The organism is Aquimarina mytili, from assembly GCF_016735115.1.
GTDB lineage: Bacteria > Bacteroidota > Bacteroidia > Flavobacteriales > Flavobacteriaceae > Aquimarina > Aquimarina mytili.
Map to the genome: position 1 here is coordinate 288,503 of NZ_JAERQJ010000005.1, position 20,192 is coordinate 308,694.

Genomic DNA, 20,192 nt, shown 5'->3' on the forward strand with positions numbered 1-20,192 from the left:
GATTAAGTATGATGTGTTTATATTTTTACTCCGTATAAATATTGTTACTAGGATTGATGTCTGCCATAACACTAGTAATATCAATTTTAATAGACTTTATTTCAGATTTCGGTTTATTAATATCAAAGATATATGTGGGGCTTGCCCACGGCCAATCTGGTAAAGTCGTTCTTTTTATAGCTGGAATAGGGTTTTCTTTTACTCCTCTCATCATTCTAATAGGCATATAAAAAGATTCGATTGAACCATCATTATATTCTACATAAAGATCAATAGGCATTGGCATTAATCCGATGCGTTCTAGAGTTATTTTTGTAGTATTATTGGTGTTTTGTGTAACCTCTTTGATTCCATAATCAATGGCATTTGTAGTTTGGGTCCAATCGGTTAGATACCAATCTAATTGTATGCCAGATACTTTTTCTGCCACTCTTTTAATATCATTAGGAGTGGGGTGTTTAAATTTCCACTCATCAAAATATCTTCTAATCGTTTTTGCAAGGTTATCCTCACCGATTACATATCCTAATTGCGAAAGAAAAACTGCTCCTTTAGAATATGCAGATGCACCATATGCTGAGTTATGAGCATAACGATCTGCCTGTGTTGTTTGTGGTTGTTCTATTCCTGAAATGGCTAATTGATAATACGTATTGTATACACCTCTTAATGAATTTGGGTTATTTTGCTTCATTACCTCATTCATTGCCATGGTAGAAATATAGCTTGTAAACCCTTCATCCATCCATTCGTGTTTGGATTCGTTAGTTGCTAAAATATGTTGAAACCAAGCATGAGCCATTTCGTGTGCCGTAACACCAACAAGGCTTCCAAAATTTCTTTCTCCTGTAATTAAGGTACACATAGCATACTCCATTCCTCCATCACCTCCTTGAATTATAGAATATTGATCATAAGGGTATTTTCCTATTTTTTCACTAAAATAGTTCATAAGCTCTGCAGCCTTAGGCTGTAGGTCTTTCCAATTGTCGATTATATCGTCATTGTTTTTATATAAAAAATGTAATGTTGGACCATTGGGAATACTTAAAACATCATGAACATAATCAGGGTCTGCAGCCCATGCAAAATCATGAACATTAGGAGCCTTAAAATGCCAAGAGAGTTTTTTCCCTTTCCTCTTAACTTCAGTTCCTTCTTTTTGATATCCATACCCTATTTGTTCTGGGTTCTGCAGATATCCAGTTCCACCCAAAATATAATCTTTATCGATATTGATAGTTACATCAAAATTACCCCATACGCCATGAAACTCTCTGGCAATATAAGGGGCAGCATGCCACCCTTCAAAATCATATTCGGCCATCTTTGGGTACCATTGTGTCATTGATAGTGCTACGCCTTCGTTATTGTTGCGTCCAGATCGCCTTATTTGTTTAGGAACCTGTCCATCAAACACCATAGAAAAAGTTACCTTTTCTCCTGGTAAAATAGGCTTATCCAGGGCAACTTCCAGAACTGTCCCCGCAACCTTATATGTCAAAGACGCACCATTTTGTGTTAAGGAAGAAACGTTTAGGTATCCTATTTCTTCTGGAGTTAGTGCACTAATTCGACTTAGGACTCTTGGGTCAGGATCAGGAAGGTTTTGAGAACGGGTATCCATTTCACTTCCTGGCTGAAAAGCATTAAAATACAAATGATAAAAAACCTGAGTTAAAGTATCAGGAGAGTTGTTTGTATACACAAGCTCCTGTGTTCCTTTGTATTGAAAATTTTCAACATCCATGTCTACATTCATCTTGTAATCTACATGTTGTTGCCAATAGGATGTGTTGTTTTGTGCAACCACATTAGTTGCAACAAATAAAAAAACTAAAGCAATTTGTTTTAACATAATACTCATAAGTTACTTAGACATTTTATCTGCCATAATAAGGGCATTATATAGGTTTACCATTTTTCCAGACTTGGATAGTTCAGAAAAAGCAGAGATACCAGGTGTATCTGTACCGATATTAACAGTGGCCTTAGTACTTAATCCGCTATCCATAAGAATTTGTTTTACTTGAGAAGCCTTGAGTTTTGGGTAGTAAGATCGTATCAAGGCAGCAACACCAGCCACCGCAGGTGAAGCCATTGATGTTCCTTGCAAATATTTATAAGAGTTATTCGGAGCTGTAGACCATATTTTAACCCCTGGAGCAAAAGCATCCACATTGCTTTTTCCATAATTAGAAAAATCTGCAACCAAATCAGAGCCATATTTATAATTTAAGGCACCAATAGTAATAAAGTTATTTGCTATTTCTGAAGTATTATCAGTTTGGTCGTTTGGATACACAGGTTTTTGATCAAGGTCTATGCCCTCGTTTCCTGCGGCATTAACAATAAGTACATCTTTTGATGCGGCATATTGAATCGCTTCTCTAACCCATTCTGGGTGTGTACTATAGTATTTTCCAAAACTTGTGTTGATCACTTTGGCTCCATTATCTACGGCATATCGTATAGCAAGAGCAATATCTTTATCGTACTCATCACCATTAGGAACCGCTCTTATGGCCATTATTTTTACATTTTGCGCCACACCATTCATTCCTTTTCCATTATTTCTCTCAGCGGCAATAATTCCTGCGACATGAGTTCCGTGTAAAACACCCTCTTTTTTAGGATCAGGTCCCATTACTTTATTATCACCGTATTTTGTATTCGTAATGTCATCCACATTATCACCAACAGGAGTTCTTCCGTCAAAGTCCAGGTTAAGATTGTAATTAAGTTGCTCTGTAAAATGTTCAACCCCTTCTGTTAAGTCTTTAATAAAATCGGGAATAGTATCGCCAGAATCTAAAAATCCAAACATCTGAGACAGAAAAGCAATGTGCTGTTGCATTTCGGGTGTTTTGGCTTCTAGGGTTAACAGTTCTTGACTAGAATAATCTTCTTTTCCTAAGGCTTCAGAAACAGCTTTGTGAGAAATTTTAGATTGTTGCAGAATTTGTTCATACTGCATCTTATTTCCTGAAGCCTCTTGATATTCTTTTTCAAACTCTGCTTTAGCTTCTATATATTGCTGATATTCGTCTCGATCACTTTCTGCTACAGAAGCAAGGGTTTTACCAACGTATTTAGGCTTTAATTTTTTGATAATTCTAACATACTCCAGGTTTTCATCCTCAGAGTCACCCAGAAAATTCCACCCATGAATATCATCTACATATCCATTGTTGTCATCATCTTTGCCATTGCTTTTAATTTCTTTTGGGTTTGTCCAAACCACTCCTCTAAGGTCTTCGTGTTCTATATCAACACCACTATCAATGACTCCAACGATTACGGTTTGACCTTTCCTCGTTTTAATAATTTCATTATAAGCCTTATCCACACTCATTCCAGGAATTGTGTCAGAAACTAAATCACGAGCCCCCCAATTTTTTAATTGAGAACCGGTTAGATCTATGTTTTTTAATGGAATAGAATCTATATTCTCTATTGGAGTAGAAACAATTACCGGAGCTCCACAACTCGCAAGAACGATTGAAGAAGCAATAGCAATAAGGGTTTTATTTGATGAGAAATTCATTTTTATACTTTATTTTAATTAAATATGTCTTGACACGTAAAGACTTCTTTAAGCCTCACGCCTTTTTCGGTATGTTGTACTGTTATTATTTCATTATGGGCATCGTGTTCTAAGAACAAATACCAACCTTGGGTAGCTGCATTCTCCAGAAACAACTTTTTTTCATCTAGAGTCAAAAGAGGCCTTGTATCATAACCCATAACATAGGGCAGAGGTATATGGCCTGCCGTGGGCAGCAAATCTGCCATAAAAACTATAGTTTTGTTATTGTGTTCTATATGCGGAATCATTTGTTTTTCTGTATGTCCATCTACAAAGAGTACGCCAAACCCTAACTCTGAGTTTTTTTGAAACGCATTTTCTGTTCTGGAGATAAAATTTAATTGCCCACTCTCCTGGATAGGCATAATGTTTTCTTTTAGAAAAGATGCTTTTTCACGAGCATTAGGATTTACAGCCCATTGCCAGTGTTCTTCATTACTCCATATTTTAGCGTTTTTAAAAGCCAACTCATACCCCGTTTTGGTAGTATTCCACTGTACAACCCCTCCACAATGATCAAAATGAAGGTGGGTTATAAAAACATCGGTTATATCATCTCTATGAAAGCCTTTTTCATTAAGAGATTTATCTAAGCTATCATTTCCCCAAAGTGAATAATAACTAAAGAATTTTTCAGATTGCTTGTCTCCCATACCAGAGTCAATAAGAATAAGCTTATCACCGTCTTCAATAAGCAAACACCTTGCCGCAATATCAATAAGGTTTTTATTGTCTGCAGGGTTCGTTTTGTTCCATAAAACTTTTGGGACAACACCAAACATAGCGCCACCGTCAAGTTTAAAATTTCCAGCCTTTATGGGATATAAGTTCATAATTTATCAAAATCTTTGCAAAATAGAAAAAATGATAAGGATCAAGATTTAATTTTTGGACTTTTTAACACTATTTCGTCATATTGAATGTTGGAAACAATTTTTTCAAGGCGGGTTCCGTAATCCAAAAGGGCTTTTACTTCTTTTACACTCGCCAAACGTTCTTTTCTTAATAACAATAAAGAATTGCCGTTACATTCGATATGATAATACGGGTTACTCTCAAAAAATAGTACTAATTCATCTTTAAAGAATGATCGAATTTTTTCTGGGTTTTCACCTAAAAGAAAGAATCTTTTTGAAAAATCAGGATGTTCTTCGATTTGAATATCTTTAAAACCAGCAAATTTATATACAAACTCTAATAACCCCTCTCTATCCAAAGTAAATTTAGGGATTTCCTTTTTTAATTGTATGGTCAATAGCGTTGTTCGAACCAAAGATCGAGTAATAAATTCACCTTCAGAAAACTCTACATCAGAGATTTTAAATATCGCATTGGGATCAAAAATAGCATTACTTGTATACTTGACTTTTTTAGTTTTGAAGAACACAAAATCAGTCAACCCGCAAGAACTATGGTCTTTTTTGGGATCATAATGCCAAGAAAAATCAGTAGCAATGTTTTGTAAATCTTTTTGTCGTTTGGTTAGGTTTGAGTTTGATTCTTTTTTAATTTTTTTCGAAAAAGGAATTAAACTTCTAACCGCCAAAGGATGCTCTGATGATGCTCCATGAATATCTAGCCCCGTGATTTCAAAAGACCCACCTTTTCTGGTAAAAGAATCTTGATAACCCAAGAGGCTTTCTTGCACTGTATAATCAACAAAGTCGCAAAAAGAAAAATCAATGATCGCATCTTGGTTTTCGGGGATAGTATCTAATTTTCTTTTTAATCTGGAATAGTTCAAAAAACTAGAAAACCCTTTTACACTTATAAAATATGTACCACTTCCTCCTTCTTTAAACATAAGAACATTGGGTTTAAAGAGATTTCTCACAAAAAACATAATACTTTTATTAAGTATGAAATGTATAATTATGGTGGCTAGTATACCGATTAAGATTCCTGTAATTAGGTTGGTGGTAATGGTTGCAATAATGGTTGCAAAAAAAATAAGAACCTGTTCTTTTCCGATTTTTGCAATGTCTTTCAGGTTTTTGGGAGCTGCAAGTTTATATCCTGTATAGACTAGTATCGCAGCCAGGGCCGTAAGAGGAATCCTTTTGAGTTGATCTTGAAACAAAACCACAAACAAGATAAGAAACACAGAATGAAAGAAGTTGGCAGACCTGTTCGCTCCTCCATTATTCACATTTACAGAGCTTCTGGCAATAACAGTAACCACATTAAGCCCCCCTAAAAACCCGCTGGCAATTGAGGCAATACCTAGTGCTGTAAGATCTTTATTTACATTAGATCTTCTTTTAAAAGGGTCAAGTTTATCAACAGCTTTGATGCTTAACAAAGACTCTATACTTGAAATCAATGTAATTGCCATGACAACCCCAATAAATTTGGGATCAAGTACTAACGAAAAATCAGGAGTAGGAAAGTTTGATAATACATTGTCAGGAATCTGAACCAAAAGATTGGCACTAATTGGATATTGATCACTTGAGAAAAACTCATAGTAATAACTCAATCCTATTGCCAGCAAAACAATCCACATGGGTGCAGGTAACAGCTGAAAATATTTATTGCGGATTTTACCATAAAAAACCATAATAAAAAGACTTAGCACCCCCACAATTGCGGCAATAAGAATATGATATTGATCAGGCACTAGCAATGATGAAATACTACCAGGAATATCAGCCAATAAAGAAAGAGTATCTCCTTTAATACTGGTATTGGCTAGCATGACGTGAAACTGCTTTGCAAAAATACTAATACCAATAGCAGCAAGCATCCCTTGAATTGCGGAAGACGGAAAAAAATCGCTTAGAATTCCTAAGCGCAACTGCCCGATAATAATCATTAAAGCACCAGAGCATATAATTGCGGCAAGGGTAAAAATATAGCCTTGATATACATCTCCATTCGCAAGTGTAGTTATTGCTCCCAACAAGACGACAACTAACCCATTTCCAGGTCCAGTTATAGTAACATTAGATCCACCAAAAATAGATACAATTATTCCTCCAACTACAGCTGCAATTATTCCCGAAATAGGAGGAGCTTCTGAAGCTAATGCCAATCCGAGACCAAGAGGTAATGCAATTAATGATACCACAAAGCCAGAAAACATGTTTTTAGGTAATTGGGAGATAAAATCAGATGTTTTGTTGTTTGTCTTTTCCATTTATCTCATAATTAAAACATCTGTTGGTAGTTCTGTTAGTATGTGTTCGAGATCATGTGGAAAAATACGATCCCAGAATGTTGTTTTTTCTGGAGCGCTCATTATTAATAAATCTGCGGCAACAACTTTTGCATAATGCCCGATAGAATATCCTCTTTTTCCAAAAATAGATTGTGTTTTTACCAATACCCCCTTCTTGTTCGCTTCAGGAACTTCATTAAGGATGTCATAAACACGTTGTTCTTTACTTTTGGATAATTGTTCTTTTATCAGAGTGTCTTTTAAGAGCGATTGATCATCCTCTACAACAACATGTATTTCTTCTTGGGAAATTTCTTCAACAATAGTAATTTTTTGAGCACCTAAGTTTTGTGCTACTTCTAAAGAATCAAGTATGGTTTGTTTCGTTTTCTCATCTTCAAGCCCATTCACAACGATATGATTGCATGGTCGCAAATCTTCTGAAGGCTCAATAAGCAATAAAACAGAGCAATGTGCATTTCGAGTAATTTTTCGTGCTATTGATCCAATATAAAACTTAAGAAAATTCTCTCGTGGTATGGCCCCAAGCATAATAAGATCTGCATTGTGGTCTTTAGCAGTACTTATAATTACTTCTACAGGGTCTCCTTGTTTCCATATTAGCTTTACTTTTTCATCACCATTATCAGAGAATCCAGAAATTAACGCTTTGATTTTTTCTTCTTTGGATTTTGTTTTTTCTCCCACATGAACTAGAATTAGTTGAGAATCAAAAAAATCAACCATTCTCATGGCTTCAAAAATGTTATTTTTAAGATTAGGAGAAAAAGCTACACCAATAAGGATGGTGCTAAATTTGTGATTGAATACTTCGTTCAAAGTTTTATTTTCTAATGCATTATAGCGGCAGAAGATAAACTTATTTTTTGAAACTAGGAAATAGAAGTAATTTCTGCTATGTTCAAAAAAATTACGATCTTTCTTAACTGTAATTTAGATTATAGAAAAACATGTTAGAACTAGCAGGAATTATTATACTGGGCATTTTGGCACAATGGGTGGCCTGGAAGTTTAAAATACCCGCAATTTTGCCATTAATTTTGATAGGGCTATTGGTGGGACCACTGGCAACGTTATTTACCAATGACGGCACCAAACTTATCCAACCTATCTGGAATGGTAAAGAAGGGTTGTTTCCTGGTGAAAGCTTGTTTTATTTTGTTTCTCTTGCCATTGGTATCATCCTATTTGAGGGAGGGCTTACACTAAGAAGAAGTGAAATCCTAAATGTAGGCCCAGTGATTTTGAAGCTAATTACTGTTGCTGTTGCTGTTACCTTTTTTGGTGCCGGAATAGCAGCTCATTTTATTTTTGATTTGACATGGCCTATTTCGTTTTTGTTTTCTTCTTTAATTATAGTAACAGGACCCACGGTAATAACGCCTATATTAAGAAACATTCCTTTAAAAAAGGATGTATCTGCCGTTTTAAAATGGGAAGGAATACTTATAGACCCTATTGGCGCTTTGGTTGCTGTATTGGTATTCGAGTTTATTAGAGCAGGAGGAGGTGAGGAGTTTACAATTACTGCTTTAATAGAGTTTGGTAAAATAGTACTTTTTGGATTTACATTCGGATTCACATTTGCACATGGACTTGCTTTTTCTCTTAAAAGAAAAATTATTCCGCACTATTTGCTCAATGTAGTAACTCTGGCTGCAGTTTTAGGAGTTTTTGTGATGTCTGATATTTTTGCACACGAATCTGGATTACTCTCTGTAGTAGTCATGGGTATGGTGCTAGGAAACATCAATCTTCCCAACCTAAATGAGATTTTATATTTTAAAGAATCATTAAGTGTGCTTTTGATATCGATCTTATTTATCCTTTTGGCGGCAAATATCAATATTGAAGATCTTATGTTGGTATATGACTGGAAAGCTATTTTGCTTTTCGCTGTTGTGGTATTTCTGATACGACCTTTGGGGGTGTTATTAAGCTCTATGAGATCCGGCCTTAAGACCAATGAAAAATTATTTATCAGTTGGGTAGGGCCCAGAGGGATTGTAGCTGCAGGAATCGCTTCTTTATTTGGGCTTAAATTAACCAAAATAGGAGAATCGGGAGCAGAGTACATTACACCATTAGTTTTTATGATTGTACTGGGCACTGTATTGCTAAATGCTACTACTGCCAGGTATTTTGCAAAATTAGTTGGTGTGTTTTTAAAAACTTCAGAAGGAATTTTAATTATCGGAGCCTCCAAAGTTTCTAGATTAATAGCTGTATATCTCAAGAACAATAATCGTCATGTCGTTTTAGTCGATAATAACCGAAACAATGTTAATAAAGCCAAAGAGTTGGGATTAGAGGCTCTGGAAGGAAATATTTATGGAGATCAACTTAAGGATAATATTGAGCTAAATGATGTTGGGTATCTTATGGCCCTTACCGGAAACAGCGATATAAACAAATATGCCATCGAAAAGTTTAAGGATCAGTTTGGAGAACATGGAGCCTTTAGGCTAATCACTTCAGAAGAAATGCAAAACCCGAAGAACAACCCACAAGAAGGATTGTTTTCTCATACAGATGATTATTATAAGCTTATAGAACTTGCTGAAAAATATCCGGGGATCCAGGAGATAAGAATTAAGGATAAAAACCACTATAAAAACCTTATAGAGATCACTAAAAAAGATAAAGATATTATTCCGCTATTTTTAAAAGACGTGAATAAGAAAATAAGAATTATCTCCTCATTTAGTGAAGAAATGGAACAAGTAGAGGAAGATAGTTTTTTGGCTTACATCGGCAAACCTATTGATATCGAATACGTTAAATAAGCACAAAAATAAGACCGCATTAGCCCTCTATAATCAGTTTTTTTATTGTGGTATGCCTCAAAAGACAGTAATTTTATTATTTTTGACCTCAACTTAACCCAAAATAAGTATATGATGAAAACACTTATGTATACGGCTGCATGTATCCTTGCCCTTGGATTTACCAGCTGCAAAAGCGATGATGACAGCTTTGATTGTAATGCGGGAGACCTTATTTTAGCAGATGCTTTACTTCAATATACTCAAAATAGCACTACCGCTACTTGTGAGGCTTATAAAACAGCCATAGAAAATAATCTAGCTAATAATTGTTATTTAGATGCTGATGTAATAAAAGGCCTAAGAACAGAATTAAACGTGCTAGGAGACTGTACTTTTTCGGGTAGAGTTTGCTTGATCTGTACCAATAGTAATGTCGACGAAGAAGTTTGTCGCGGCGAAAACGGAAATGCTTTTATTGGTGATAGAGACCTAGAAATTCCATTCGAACGATATGTAGAACTTTCTACATGCATATAAAACCAAGCCGGTTTTTAAAACCCGCTAAGAAGAAAAACGGTAACTGCAACAGTTACCGTTTTTCTTTTATTACGTATATGTATACAGGATAATGATCACTATATCCAGAAGTATACGCTCCATTAGTAAAACTGCGATAAGGGTAGCCTTTATATTTTCCTTTTTTGGTGGTTAGATAGTCGGCACTATATATCCCGGCCTTATAATATTGGTAGGATGTATAATCCTTGCTTAGTAGTGCTTTAGAAATAATAATTTGATCAAATACGCTCCAGCGATCCCCCCAAGCCAATGTGCCAATACCTTTTTTTGCGAGTTTTGCCATAGGATTATATAACCCTTTTAACACTACATCTTTTTGATCTGGTTTTGCCGCTAATATCTTTTTTATGCTGGGGCTATGTGGGCTATCATTAAAATCTCCCATTGTAATGATTTTGGCATATGGGTCTACAGAAAAAAGAGAATCTATGATTTTTCTTGTTACTAAAGCAGCCTTATTTCTTTTATAGCGACTTCTGGCTTCTCCTCCACGACGAGAGGGCCAATGATTGACAATAACATGAATTAAATCGCCATTTAGATACCCACTTACAAGTAATTGATCTCTGGTATATATTCGCTTAGCAGTATCACGGTCATAAATTAACACTTTATGTTTACTGCTACTTTTAGGTTTGAACAATGATTTTTGGTAGAGCAACCCTACATCTATTCCTCTTCTGTCAGGAGAGTCAAAATGAATAATGCCATAACCTTTTGCTGATAATGCTTTTTCATGAACCAGATCCTCAAGCACTTTTTGATTTTCGATTTCTGCAACACCAATAATCGCTGGTGAATTATTGGCGATATCAGCACCAACACTGGAGATTGCTTCAGCCATGTTTTTTAGTTTGTCTTGATATATCTCATAGGTCCAATGGTCTTTCCCTTTAGGAGTTCGGTCATCATCAAAAGTGATAGGGTCATCTTCGGGGTCAAAAAGGTTTTCGAGATTATAAAATGCAATGGTGTTGATTAGATATTCTTTTTTTTCTTGAGAAAAAATACAGGAAGAAAGTAAAAAGACAAAAAGGATATAAGAATGTTTTAAAGTCATAAGGATATACAGTTTTTAGCAATCAGTATTTTAATTTTAATGGTTCTTTTCCCCTTAGAAGGAGGTAAGAGAGGGTGTTTCTGTGCTCACAATATCTAAAAGAGAAGAGGACACCCAAAAACGTAATTGATTTCTTGTCTACCAAATCAATTACAATGATAAAAAATCCCAGTCCCGAAAAATGAAACTAGGATTTTCTATTCTTGCCATATATAAATTCACGCAACTCTTTAATATGGTTTGTTTAAAACACATAAGCCTCATCTTTTTAGGAAGTATTTTAATGCTTAATGCTCAAGAAACAGAACTAAAAGGAAAAATCACAGATGCAATTACTAATCAAGGACTTAATAACGTCAGCATAAAAATCAAAAAATCGAGTATAGCTACAAATACCAATACCATTGGAGAGTTTGATTTTAAAAACATAGCACTGCCATTAGGAGAACAAATTCTTGTAATATCAAGACAAGGATATATAACAAAACAGTTTCCTGTTGTGATTAATGAAGGGAAGGGATTAGACCTCAAGAAAATTGAATTAGAACTTGATTTTAGTGTTGAACAAAAACAGATCGGCATAATTAGTTTATCAGACATTCAATTAGAAGAAGAAAACGACGTATCATACAACATGTCGGCGTTGCTTCATGCTAATAGAGATGTATTTCTTAATGCTGCAGCCTTTGATTTTAGCGCAACATTTTTTCGTCCGAGAGGGTTAGGAAATGAAAACGGAAAAGTATTGATTAATGGGGTTGAAATGAATAAGCTTTTTAATGGAAGACCACAATGGGGCAATTGGGGAGGACTGAATGATGTACTTCGAAACCAGGAATTTTCTCAAGGAATTGCACAAAATGATTATTCGTTTGGAGGGCTTCTGGGGACTTCAAATATCATTTTAAGAGCGTCTAAGTATAGAAAAGGGGGTAGAATATCTTATGCCACCTCAAATAGAAGTTACCAAGGAAGAGTAATGGGGACATATAGTTCCGGCCTAACAGCAAAAGGCTGGGCTTTTTCTACATCGCTATCTCGTAGATATGGAAATGAAGGGTTTATTGATGGAACCCTGTATGATTCGAATTCGTTTTTTATTGCTATAGAAAAGAAACTTAGTAAAACACAAAGTATTAATGTAACCGGTTTTTATACCCCTAATCGTAGAGGCAAATCTACAGCAATAACTGAAGAGGTATATAAAATTAAAGGAAACAGCTACAACCCCAACTGGGGTTATCAAAACGGTCGAAAAAGAAACTCCAGAGAAAGAAAAATAGAAGAACCAGTTATCATGCTAAATCATTATTGGGACATTACTAAAAACACAAGCCTAAACACCAATATTGCATTCCAATTTGGAGCAACAGGAAATACAAGAATTGATACCGGGGGCAGTGATTATATATCAGGCCCGAATGGGCAACACACTTATATTGGTGGAGGCAGAGGTGTGGTTACAAACCCGGTTCATCCAAACAACCTGCCAAGCTCCTTTTTAGCAAATACTAATTCAACGCCACTTGACTATCAAAATGCATTTTTAGCACAACAAGAACTTACTAATAATGGACAGATACATTGGGATGAATTGATACAAACCAATCAACAAAATGCACAACAAGGAAACAATGCTACTTACATTCTTTATGAAGACAGAACCGATGATGTTCAATTATCGGGCAACGTGATTCTTAATAGCCAATTTAGCAAACACATCACGCTACATTCTGCGATCAATTTCAGGCAATTAAAAAGTGAAAACTATGCTCAGGTCAAAGATCTTTTAGGCGGCACTGGTTTTTTGGATGTAGATTTATTTGCTCTTTCGGTTAAAGATTTTGGTGCAACAGAACTAGCAAATCGGGCTCAAAGTGATTTGCAAAACCCAAATCGACTGGTAGGTGTTGGGGATCGATATGATTATAATTATGAAATTGATGCCACAGCTTTAGATGGGTTTTTGCAAGGGCAGTTTGCATATGATAAAATTGATTTTTTTGTTAGTGGAAGCATTTCCCAAACGTCATACCAAAGAAATGGGCTTTTTGAAAACGGATATTTCCCCGGAAATGAATCCTTAGGAAAGAGTGAACCTGTCGATTTTACAAACTATGGAGTAAAAGGAGGAGCCACGCTTAGAATCAATGGACGCAATTCTATTAGAGTACAAGGAGCTTATTTTACTAAAGCACCAACAATTCGAAATGCTTTTACAAACGCAAGACAAAACAATACCACAGTTGCACTGATATTAGATAGTGATCAGAAAAATGAAAAAATTCAATCGGCAGATGCGAGCTATATTTTTCAATCTTCAACAATAAAAGCAAGAGCAACAGGCTATTATACGAAAATTGAAGATGCCACTAACATTTCATTCTTCTTTACTGAAGCTATCTCGGGTTCTGATAATGGATTTGTTCAAGAGATACTTACGGGCATAGATAAGCGATATGTTGGAGGAGAATTAGGTTTAGAATACCAAATTACTCCCACCGTTAAACTTAAAGCAGCTGCAGGAGTTGGAAGTTTTATTTATGACAACAACCCCAATTTGATTTTAACAAGTACGAGCGAGGCTTTTACGAATTTTGAAGGAATAAGAAATTTTGGCAAGTCTACATTAAAAGGATATTATCTCTCAGGGGGGCCGCAGAATGCTGCTCAATTTGGGTTTGAATATCGTGATCCAGATTTTTGGTGGTTTGGCGCCACTACTAATTATTTTTCTAACGGGTATATTAGCATAAGCCCCTTTGCAAGAACAGCAAATTTTTATCAGGATAGCGATGGTCTTACATTTAATGATTATGACGAAGGCATTGCAAGGAATCTTTTAAAACAAGAAAAGTTTGACGATTATTTTATTGTAAACCTCATCGGCGGAAAATCTTGGAGGGTAGGGAGGTATTATGTAGGTTTTTTTGCTTCAGTAAATAATCTTTTCAATCAAGAATATAAAACGGGAGGTTTTGAGCAGACCAGGAATGCTAATTATAGAAAAGCATTAGAAGAGTCGCAACGACAAACACCCATTTTTGGACCAAAGTATTTTTATGGGCTTGGTACGTCATACTATATAAATACGTATGTACGATTTTAATTAAGACGTTCATCCTAACAAGAGTTCATGTAATTACCGAGCTCAGTTGAAGTACAAAGCTTTGCAAGATTTAACATTTATAAAAACACAAAAACATGTATGCTAAAAATAAGATAAAAACAGGATTAGCACTTATAGGAACTGTTATTGCAATTTTTGGTTGCGTTTCAGAAGAAGATTTTGAGACCCCAGAGCTGGTTATCCAGGAACCAGAGGTTAATGGTACAATGATCATGATCGACGCAGCCCTCGGTATTTTAGGGCAGGAGATAGAAAAAGATGGAGAAAAGGCAAAAGTTGTGTTTGATGACACAGGCAATTTTATCACGGGTTATGTAATATCTAGTGATAAAGCAAGTAATTTTTTTAAAGAACTAATACTTCAGGACAAAGATAAACACCCTCAAGCTGGCATTCGAGTATTAATAGATAACAGCCCTTTGTTTACTAAATACGAATTTGGTCGAAAGGTATACGTAAAGCTCGATGGGCTGTCATTGGGTATGCAAAATGGTGTTGCTACTCTTGGAATTTCTGAAGGCAATGCTATAGGCGCAATTCCTTCATTTTCTTTGGATGAGGTTGTTATACGATCTACAGAAATATCTGAAATACTCCCCCGATTAGTAACTGTTGAAGATTTTACGGATAAGCTTTTAAACCTTTTTATTAAAGTGGATAATATTCAGTTTAATAAAAACATGGTACAAGACAACAACGTATTTACATTTGCAGCAGAAGCCAATGACCAATTTGATGGAGAACGCCTTGTAGAAAGTTGCAATACAGGAAGATCTGTAGTATTAAGCACAAGTACTTTTTCTGATTTTAGGGGGCTCAAATTACCTGCTCAACAAGGAAGTTTTGAAGGAATTCTAACTAAAAACTTTGAAGGAGACACTTATAATCTAGTGCTTAATGACCCCACAGGGTTGATTTTTGACAATGAGACACGTTGCGATCCAATTATTTTAGACTGCCCGCCCGCAAACCAGGGATCATCACTAATGTTTGAAGAAAATTTTACAGATTTAAAAATTAAAGACCTCGAAGATAAGGGGTGGATCAATACCAACACAACAGGTGGTAAACTCAACTACAAAATAGGGGATTTTGCTGGCAATCAATATGTACAGATTACAGGATTTAGATCTAAAGAAAGTGTATATGAAGTATGGCTAATTACCCCAGAACTTGACATAGGTATAAGCACTAATGCTGTTCTAAATTTTGATCTACAAGCAGGCTATGATAACGGAAACATTCTTGAGGTTTTTATCACTAATAGTTTTACTGGAGATCCTAAAGACACAAATTGGATAAAACTTGGGGCTACAATACCTAGAGCACCATTAAATGCTTTTGGTGATTTTATTTCTTCAGGGCCTATTGGTTTATCCTGTTTAGAGGGAGGTGTACGAATCGGTTTTCGATACATAGGGGGTGATCCCAGGGCTACAACGCGATATCATATTGATAATATTAAAGTTACTTGCAATTAGAATCTTGTTGAGTTATTGTTTCCGGTTTCATTTTTTTGAAACCGGCATGTCATTGTATTATTTACTCTTATAAGCTAATCTTTGACAGCACCCATCACAGACGAGTAGCCAACTAGGGGTAAATATATGTGATCATAGCAGCTAAGTGATCAATCGAAAGGTTGTTGTATTTTTGGTAAGACGCAATGCTTACTCAAAGGAAAAGTTAGCAACCAATGCGCAGAAAAATCAAAAAGTAAGGTAACATTTTGCCCCGCTACGACACATATATTGAACGTTAGTGTTAATTTACCTATGATAATCCGAATAATTCCTGGAACTAAGGAGAAAAATATATCTAAAATATTAATGAAAATTGATAGGCTTAACAAATGAATAAAAATGAATTAATAACCTTTTTTGAAAGTGAACTGAACAAGTTAATAACTGAAATTGGACTTTATAAGCATGAAGAAAATATCTGGCGAATCGAAAAAAATATTTCTAATTCTGCAGGAAATTTAACTCTGCATTTAATCGGAAACCTACATACTTTTATTGGAAAAGAAATTGGAAAAACAAACTATGTTAGAAATAGAGAGCTTGAATTTACTCAAAAAAATGTTTCAAGAGTTGAATTGATCAACAGTATAAATATCACAATAGAAATGGTTAAAAAATCACTGATTTCTATTACAAACGAAGAACTTAAAAACGATTATCCTATTTTGAAGTTCTCTAAAGTAGAAACAAATGAATACTTACTAGTTCATTTGATAAAACATTTGACTTATCATCTTGGACAAATAAATTATCATAGGCGACTAATAGATGAATAAAAACTACAACTAACAATGTATAAACGCAATTACGGCAGATTAGACTACGTCCGAATCCACTCGGAATTGCTAAAGTCTATGCTAAACCGAAAATTAACGCATATTAACCCGTAACGGTTATACGAGACCGTTCTATGTAATTAAACTAAAATGAACAAACGCTTGACGATTAACAAGTAAATAGCATACTCAAACCGTTAGTAAACATTAAATAAAAAATGACGATCAACGCTATAAAGTTATACTTGGTTTTTATTATTTCTGTTTTTAGTTGTAAGACTGAATTTGGAAACAATTTTAAAATAATGAATGACTTAAGAAATGAATTTAATTTCAATTACGTAGAAATGTCTTGGGACAATATTTCTGTGGAATTTACTCTTCAAGATATTGATCACGGCCTTGTAACAAAAGATAGTTTAATATCGTATGCTTTTATTGTTGATAAATATATTACCAATAAATACCCTAGAATTGACAGCTTAGAAGTAAGAAAATATCTTTTTTCTGGTGGTGGTGGAGTTGAAGTAATGGAATTTGAATTTGACGAAACTGGAAATCTTGTAGATACTCAAGAATATTAACACGATTGTGAATTATTTTTGATAAGACGTAATGTTTGCAGAAAGTAATGTAACATTTTACTCTGCTACGACACATATATTAAACGTTATACTTTAATTATGAAATCAATATCAATTATTATACTCATGCTAACGCTTCTGTCTTGCAATAAAAGACAGGATAGAATCCAAATAATAGAAGATAAAAACCTAAATCAGAAACAAATTGATTCTATTCTGGATGAATATCATTTTGAGTATTCAAGAGTTGTTTTTATTGATAGCCTCGAAAAAGTGATCCTTCCAATTTCGACTCAAAACGCTAGTGGAGGAAGTAGATATACTTCGAAATCCTATTATGCGGATAGTTATCCTAACTATTGGAATTTAATATTTTACGACGTAAAGACAGGAAAAACCAAATTACTTACCAAGAAAAAGACAAGGATTTCAGATTTTACTACCAACTTTAAAAACGTTGGTCCAATACTCAAAAAAAGCGTTTTATATAGAGCTGGAGATACCGATTATAATCTGGACAAAAAATTGACGTATCTTGATCCTGAACAACTTTTTATCTCTGATATTGATGGAAATAAGTTGTTAAGACTTAGCCCTGTCGATGAAAATTTGATCGAATATGAAATCGTACCTAATACCGACAAAATAATTTTTAGAACGTTACGAGATTCAAATAGGGATAAAAAATTTGATGAAAAAGATGATAAAGTATGGTATTTAATTGACCTGTCAACAGCATCAAAAGCAATTGAAATTCTTAATCAAGAGAAAAGAAAAGAAATAGAAAACCTTTATTTCAAACAATGGTTGGTAAAAAATGACAAACAATAACATTTTTGCCCTGCTATAGCACATATATTAAACATTGTACTTAATCTATGAAAAACCCTTTTTGGAAGATAAAATCCATATTAATAGTATTGCTTATTCCGTTTTCTGTATTTCTTATATTGGCGTCTATTTTATTGATTTTATTTAATGAAAAGGATGGGTACCTAGTAAGTTTATTTTTAATACCGCTAGGAATAACACTATGCACATACTCATTTAAATACGTTATAAGAACTAACAAGTCTTTCAAAAATGATTTAATAGTGCACTTAAATGATGACTCAAGGTTAATTGAGTTGTTTAACTATGAAAAAATAGAATGGCTTAATTTTGTAGAAAAATATTATCAAAAAAAAATCAAAAAATATAAGATAACACTGTTTATCGTAATTCCTATAATACTATCTTTTATGATCATGCTGTATAGAGAAGATTATAAAGTATTTATCTTGTCATCTTTTTTGCTCCTCTCAATAACCACTGTTGTTTCTCTTGTATTAAGAAAATCACTGGTAGAGTTTAAATCTAAACTGTTTGATTTTGAAAACCCGCAAGCTAAAATAACCACTATTGGGATTTTAATAAACAAGAGCTATATAGTATCATATAACAATCAAGATGGATGGTTAACTAAATGCACATCTAAACTGTTTGTAGATATGAAATGTCTTGAATTTGAAATTAGAAGATCAGGTGGCAAAGGACATGTCTACCAATACTTTAACCTCTTAATACCAAAAAAGAGAGAGCAAGATGCTATAATGACAGAGAGCAGGGTGAACGAATATGCGGTAACAAAAACTAAGTACAACAAGATCTAAACTGCATTAAAAACGTAGTTTAGCCGAACGTTATATGCAATTGAATTTGAAAAATGAGATTTATTCTTAATATATTAGCGATTATTATACTTCTTTTAAGTTGTAAACCCAAGAATCACAACGAGGAAAAAGAAGAAGTTGCCGAAAGGCAAATTCAGGTAGATTTAAATCCCAACATACATACTTCCCATATCATAGAAATGTTTGTTTGGCCTGGAGAATATCCAACACGTCCAATGTGTGTTGCCGCCCAAAAACATTTTGCCCCCTTTAAAGACCATCCTGCTGTTAAACTTTCCGACAGTTTATTACAAAACGAAATATTCTACTTCGATGAGCTAACTGAGATTCTGTTATATTTAGAGGATTTCCCAAGTACGGAATTCAAGTACCCTCTCGAAAATTCACCATACGCAAATAGGACAGGGATTATCAATCAATGGATTAAAAAGTTATCGGAATTCTATGTCAATGCAAATGTGGAATCTTTCTTGAAAGCGAATGAGGTATTTTATCAAGGTGTGAGACAGGAAGTATTGAAAAATTTGCCTCCAAAAGACTTTATTAGCCAAATAGAAGAATACTACAGAGAAAACAAAATAAGATATACGATAATACCCGCTCCTGAAATGCCTACTGGTGGGGCATATGGATATAGGGGAATTGGCCCATATGTTTACACTCCCGATGGAATGCTGATTTACCAGGTGATCAGCGCCTCATTACCAGTTGAAAAAGATAGCATCTCAAATAAATATGAATATTTTGGTTTTGACAACAAAGAATTCACCCTGCGCAATTCATATCATGAGTTTGGTCACGCATTTGTGAACACGATACTAGCAAAAAAAGAGAATGAAACACTTCTTAATAAATATATGAGTTTGTTTACTCCAGAACTTCAAAAAGTTATGGAAAACCAAAACTATGATAATTGGTTTGATTGCTTAGCAGAGCATTTAGTTAGACTAGGTGAAATCAGACTTGCTGAAAGAAGTGGAAATAAAAAATGGGCAGATGAATTGCGTAAATATCATACTGAAAAGTTGAATTTCATTTTTTTACCAGAATTTGAAACTAAAATTAAGGAATATGAAGGAGACAGCAGTATTGATAGCTTTGAAGAGTTTCTTCCAAATCTTCTAAAGGCTCTGGATAGTTTTAATTCAGAAAAAATAAAAAAAAGAATAAATGAAAGCACATAACAACATGTCCTATGAAAAGCCTTAGTCCAGTTCTCTAAAGTTAATAAATATTTCCTTTTTGCTTTAAACCATCTTTTTTCTTTTAATATAACTTGCTCAGCATCCTATATGTGATACACCATTTATGGGGTTCACCGGCATCTGT

Annotated in this window: 15 protein-coding genes; 9 read left to right on the plus strand and 6 right to left on the minus strand. The window is 34.5% G+C overall.

Annotation, left to right across the window (positions count from 1 at the left end; translation table 11 throughout):
* Positions 1 to 25 precede the first annotated feature (25 nt).
* Genes JJQ60_RS14425 through JJQ60_RS14445 form a run of 5 tightly spaced genes read right to left on the minus strand, consistent with a single transcriptional unit; the run spans position 26 to position 7,589 of the window.
* The gene (locus JJQ60_RS14425; RefSeq protein ID WP_394369545.1) at positions 26 to 1,867 is read right to left on the minus strand and encodes a M1 family metallopeptidase; all 1,842 of its coding nucleotides are present in this window, start codon (positions 1,865 to 1,867) and stop codon (positions 26 to 28) included.
* 3 nt (positions 1,868 to 1,870) lie between these two features.
* On the minus strand, positions 1,871 to 3,547 hold the full coding sequence (locus JJQ60_RS14430; RefSeq protein ID WP_201921516.1) for a S8 family peptidase: 1,677 nt from the start codon (positions 3,545 to 3,547) through the stop codon (positions 1,871 to 1,873).
* A 14-nt stretch (positions 3,548 to 3,561) separates the two neighbouring features.
* The gene (locus JJQ60_RS14435) at positions 3,562 to 4,422 is read right to left on the minus strand and encodes an MBL fold metallo-hydrolase (protein ID WP_201921518.1); all 861 of its coding nucleotides are present in this window, start codon (positions 4,420 to 4,422) and stop codon (positions 3,562 to 3,564) included.
* 41 nt (positions 4,423 to 4,463) lie between these two features.
* Positions 4,464 to 6,728, minus strand: a complete 2,265-nt coding sequence (locus JJQ60_RS14440) for a SulP family inorganic anion transporter (protein ID WP_201921521.1) — start codon at positions 6,726 to 6,728, stop codon at positions 4,464 to 4,466.
* Entirely contained in the window at positions 6,729 to 7,589 is an 861-nt protein-coding gene (locus JJQ60_RS14445) for a universal stress protein (RefSeq protein WP_236669128.1), read from the minus strand.
* A 131-nt stretch (positions 7,590 to 7,720) separates the two neighbouring features.
* Here JJQ60_RS14445 and JJQ60_RS14450 point away from each other — a divergent pair, with 131 nt between their 5' ends.
* Both JJQ60_RS14450 and JJQ60_RS14455 read left to right on the plus strand, forming a co-directional pair.
* Positions 7,721 to 9,556 carry a cation:proton antiporter gene (locus JJQ60_RS14450; RefSeq protein WP_201921523.1) on the plus strand — a complete coding sequence of 612 codons (1,836 nt, stop codon included), beginning with the start codon at positions 7,721 to 7,723 and terminating at the stop codon, positions 9,554 to 9,556.
* Between the two features lie 111 nt (positions 9,557 to 9,667).
* Entirely contained in the window at positions 9,668 to 10,075 is a 408-nt protein-coding gene (locus JJQ60_RS14455) for a hypothetical protein (protein WP_201921526.1), read from the plus strand.
* Positions 10,076 to 10,127: 52 nt separating this feature from the next.
* Here JJQ60_RS14455 and JJQ60_RS14460 read toward each other — a convergent pair whose 3' ends face one another.
* Entirely contained in the window at positions 10,128 to 11,177 is a 1,050-nt protein-coding gene (locus tag JJQ60_RS14460) for an endonuclease/exonuclease/phosphatase family protein (RefSeq protein WP_201921529.1), read from the minus strand.
* A 181-nt stretch (positions 11,178 to 11,358) separates the two neighbouring features.
* On the opposite strand from JJQ60_RS14460, the gene JJQ60_RS14465 reads away from it, so the two are divergent.
* The 7 genes from JJQ60_RS14465 (at position 11,359) to JJQ60_RS14495 (ending at position 20,047) form a co-directional block, all read left to right on the plus strand.
* Positions 11,359 to 14,286 carry a TonB-dependent receptor gene (locus JJQ60_RS14465; RefSeq protein ID WP_236669129.1) on the plus strand — a complete coding sequence of 976 codons (2,928 nt, stop codon included), beginning with the start codon at positions 11,359 to 11,361 and terminating at the stop codon, positions 14,284 to 14,286.
* Positions 14,287 to 14,381: 95 nt separating this feature from the next.
* Positions 14,382 to 15,788, plus strand: a complete 1,407-nt coding sequence (locus JJQ60_RS14470; RefSeq protein ID WP_201921532.1) for a DUF5689 domain-containing protein — start codon at positions 14,382 to 14,384, stop codon at positions 15,786 to 15,788.
* Between the two features lie 371 nt (positions 15,789 to 16,159).
* Positions 16,160 to 16,606, plus strand: coding sequence for a DUF1572 family protein (locus JJQ60_RS14475; protein WP_201921535.1), 447 nt, complete (start codon positions 16,160 to 16,162; stop codon positions 16,604 to 16,606).
* A gap of 305 nt (positions 16,607 to 16,911) precedes the next feature.
* Positions 16,912 to 17,190, plus strand: a complete 279-nt coding sequence (locus JJQ60_RS14480) for a hypothetical protein (protein ID WP_201921537.1) — start codon at positions 16,912 to 16,914, stop codon at positions 17,188 to 17,190.
* A gap of 99 nt (positions 17,191 to 17,289) precedes the next feature.
* Positions 17,290 to 18,021, plus strand: a complete 732-nt coding sequence (locus JJQ60_RS14485) for a hypothetical protein (protein ID WP_201921538.1) — start codon at positions 17,290 to 17,292, stop codon at positions 18,019 to 18,021.
* 47 nt (positions 18,022 to 18,068) lie between these two features.
* Positions 18,069 to 18,842 carry a hypothetical protein gene (locus tag JJQ60_RS14490; RefSeq protein ID WP_201921541.1) on the plus strand — a complete coding sequence of 258 codons (774 nt, stop codon included), beginning with the start codon at positions 18,069 to 18,071 and terminating at the stop codon, positions 18,840 to 18,842.
* Positions 18,843 to 18,895: 53 nt separating this feature from the next.
* Entirely contained in the window at positions 18,896 to 20,047 is a 1,152-nt protein-coding gene (locus tag JJQ60_RS14495) for a DUF4932 domain-containing protein (protein WP_201921544.1), read from the plus strand.
* Positions 20,048 to 20,192: the final 145 nt, after the last annotated feature.